The sequence below is a fragment of the Pseudomonadota bacterium genome (assembly GCA_026388215.1).
Taxonomy (GTDB): domain Bacteria; phylum Desulfobacterota; class Syntrophorhabdia; order Syntrophorhabdales; family Syntrophorhabdaceae; genus JAPLKF01.
Map to the genome: position 1 here is coordinate 1 of JAPLKF010000185.1, position 3,767 is coordinate 3,767.

Consider the following 3,767-nt stretch of genomic DNA (forward strand, 5'->3'; position numbering starts at 1 on the left):
CGTAACGGAGTAACGGCGTATGGGCGTGTGTGAGTGACTGCGTTTATTTTAATTTTATCATCCATTTTTCAGATTCACCTATCATTATAACAAGTTGACTAATAATATGTTCGTATGTATCATCAAGCTTATCTTTTAGACGCTTATCTATGAATCCGCATTTATAGGCAAACTCAATCCATACCTGAGTTTCGCAGGCTTCGCTTTCTGCATCGCTCAATTTTGCAATAAACGCAGCCTTGTACCTCCTCTTTCGCCATGCTTCGGCAATGTTTGCACAGACTGAACGGGAAGACCGTCTAATCTGATCGGTCATGGAATATTTTTCCTCCTGCGGAAACGTTTTAGTAAACTGAAATACTTCCATCGCAGTATCCATAGCATTCTGATAAACCTTCAACTCTCTGTAATTCGTTACAAATTCTCCCATACGCCGTTACTCCGTTACGCCCATACACCGTTACGGTTTATCTCACCCGCTTCACCATTCACTATCCTTATTTCATTGGGCAATATATTACAATTATAGCCTATAATCAGCTTTTTGCAATAACTTTTCGTCAGGAGCTGAGCGCTCTTTTCCGGCGAAGCGGATCAAGTATAATCCCACTTATCTCTGAGATGGCTCAGCGGCATTGCAATGATTTTTTCTGAAAGCTTGTATCGTTCACTTCCAGGATAAATTACCCATAATGAAACAAGATGGAGGTCTTCTACGGCTACATTTATTGACTTTGTAATGCGAGGTGCATCAATGTACTTAAATTCTATCCCCCAGTTTTTCCCTCCGCTCTGCCAGAAAAGATCCAGTTCAGCCCCTGCATGGGTACTCCAGAAATATAGTGAATGTTCTTCTTTACCAAGAACCCGGGAGATATGTTCGAGGGCAAACCCCTCCCATGAAGCGCCAAGTTTGTTATGTGAAAGAAGTTGTTTTGGCATATCTATAGACATGAGGGAATGAAAAAGTCCGGAGTCCCGTAAATATATTTTTGGTCTCTTGACAAGCCTTTTTCCGATATTCACATGCCATGGCTGAAGCACCCTTATCATATAGGTTCCTTCCAGAATATCGCAGTACCTGCGAACCGTCATATCAGAGATACCGAAAGAGCGTCCCAGTTCAGCATAGTTTATTACACTACCGTGATAATGACTTAACATGGTCCAGAATCGCCTCATCATCCTTGAGGGAATTTGAATCCCCAGTTGAGGTATATCTCTTTCCAAAAATGTAGAAATATAGTTCTCACGCCAAAGGCGGCTTTCCTCATCCGATTTAGCCAGATATGATCTTGGTAATCCTCCACGGAACCACAGTCTTTCGATGCTATTCAATCCAACATCTGCTGGCCTGAAACCACCAAGCTGATAGTAAGCGATCCTTCCTGCAAGCGATTCAGAACTCTGCTGCAAAAGATTTCTTGAAGCACTTCCCAGGATTATATATTTTTGATCCTGTTTTTTATCCACCAGATAGCGCATTAACGGAAATAATTCGGGCATTCTTTGAATTTCATCAATGACAATAATCCCCTTCAATCCTTCCAGGGCTAACTGAGGTTGTTCAAGGCGGGCAATATCACGCGGATTTTCAAGGTCGAAATAATGTTTATACGGGATTGTCTTGACAAGGGTTGTTTTCCCGCACTGGCGCGCTCCGAGTACGGCTACAATGGGAAATGACCTGATCAGTTTTTGAATATCTCTGAAATCCTTTTTTCTCTCTATGAACGTCATAACAACAGTATATCAGTGTTCCTTGAAATGTCAACAAATATATATGATATTTCAAGGACATTAACTGAAAGGTTGACAATATATTAGGAGTGGAGGACGTCTCCACAACATCCGCATCATATAAGGTGCCATTGTTCTGGACAATTTCCTCAAGAGCCTTGTCTATTCCTAAAGCCGAACTGTAGGGCCTGTAGAATGAGTATGTGTGGGTGAGTGACAGATTGAATATACTATCACCATAAAATCAATTATAGCCACCTTTTGTGAATTGTCAATGATTAGGTTTGGTACTATTACCACTTGAGACACGGTATAAATCGCTTATTTATGAAAAACTCTGTTTCAGGAAGAAAGTAGGCCTGTGGGAAAAAATGGGGTCTTGACAGCCTGTTGCCCAAATCAAATTATTTGCCGGAACACTGTTTCCCTCGACGCTCCGGCTCCGCGTTTCTTACCCCATCCGCAAGCGGGTACCCGGCCTCGGAATTCACTCAATTCGTGAACTCGTGCTTCGCACTCAGACAGCACGTACGGTTTCATTGCGAACGGATGTGAGCAACATTGTCCTCCTGCCTGTCGGCAGACAGGTCGGAACACTTTTCCTCGTCAAGTGGGTACCCAAGAAATGGTGAACCAGAAAAAACAGTTTTTCAACTTTCTTCAATAAAAAAGCGCCCCGCAAAGAGGCGCTTTTTTGTGAGCGAAAGTTTATTTATATTTTTTCTTCCCCGATTCTCATGCTGTAGAAGGAACGGTATATGAAGACAAGGGCAACTATTAAGAATACAATGCCAATTCCTGTCTTCAGGCTTTGAGACTGCATTGTAACCGCAATCTCTGTAGCGAGCAAGCCGAAAAGGGTTGTGAACTTAATGACCGGGTTCATTGAAACGGATGAGGTATCCTTAAACGGGTCGCCAACAGTATCACCAATAACGGTTGCTTCATGGAGCGGCGTACCCTTCTCTTTCAGGTCCACTTCCACAATCTTCTTTGCATTATCCCATGCAGCACCGGCATTCGCCATGAAGATTGCCTGGAATAGCCCGAAGAATGCGATTGCTACGAGATACCCTATGAAGAAGTAGGGGTTAAAGAAGGAAAGCGCAAGAGTCATAAAGAAGATGACTACAAAAATGTTTATCATGCCCTTCTGTGCGTAAATCGTGCATATCTTTACAACTTCCTTGCTATCCTCGATAGATGCTGCCTCAGCGCTTTCCAGCTTGATATTGTTCTTGATAAATACAACTGCACGGTATGCACCTGTCACAACGGCCTGTGTTGCAGCACCTGTAAACCAGTAGATTACCGCGCCACCCATCAAGAGACCGAGGATGATTTCTGGCTGAACAAGGCTCAATTTTGCAATTACTCCTCCAAACATATGTTCAAGGAGAATAATGATACCAAAGACCATCGTTGTTGCACCGACAACTGCTGTTCCGATGAGCACAGGTTTTGCTGTTGCCTTGAATGTATTTCCCGCACCATCCGTCTCTTCAAGGTAATCCTTGCCATTTTCAAAATCTGGGTCAAAACCGAACTCCTTCTTTATTTCCTCTTTTATATTTGGTATGCTTTCAATTCTTGAGAGTTCATATACAGATTGTGCATTGTCTGCTACAGGCCCGAAAGAGTCAACACAGATCGTTACAGGACCCATGCCGAGAAAACCGAATGCCACAAGACCAAAAGCAAAAACCGGTGTAGCAAAGACAAATTCCTTGGGCATTATGGCTATGATAGATGGGTTTTTGGATACAAGATAGGCAATGAACATGAGAACGAGTATAACAAGCCCTTCCCAGAAGGCTGAAAAGTTACCTGCCACAAAACCTGAAAGTATATCGAGGGATGCTCCACCCTGACGTGCAGAGCTCATAACCTCCTGTACGTGGCGGGAGTTTGTGCTTGTAAATACCTTTGTAAACTCCGGTATTAAGGCACCGGCAATTGTTCCACAGCTGATGATGATTGAAAGCGCCCACCAGAGTGAACTGTACTCTGCGGGGAGATCAGAAAGC

3 protein-coding genes are annotated in these 3,767 nt (G+C 43.3%); all 3 read right to left on the reverse strand.

Features of this window, described 5'->3' with window-relative positions:
* Positions 1 to 43: 43 nt before the first annotated feature.
* Positions 44 to 430 (reverse strand): four helix bundle protein, encoded by a 387-nt coding sequence (locus NTU69_10080; protein ID MCX5803858.1) that lies wholly within the window; start codon positions 428 to 430, stop codon positions 44 to 46.
* A gap of 164 nt (positions 431 to 594) precedes the next feature.
* Positions 595 to 1,740 carry an ATP-binding protein gene (locus tag NTU69_10085; GenBank protein ID MCX5803859.1) on the reverse strand — a complete coding sequence of 382 codons (1,146 nt, stop codon included), beginning with the start codon at positions 1,738 to 1,740 and terminating at the stop codon, positions 595 to 597.
* 712 nt (positions 1,741 to 2,452) lie between these two features.
* Positions 2,453 to 3,767, reverse strand: a 1,315-nt coding sequence (locus NTU69_10090; GenBank protein ID MCX5803860.1) for a sodium/proton-translocating pyrophosphatase, incomplete at its 5' end; no start/stop codon positions are given.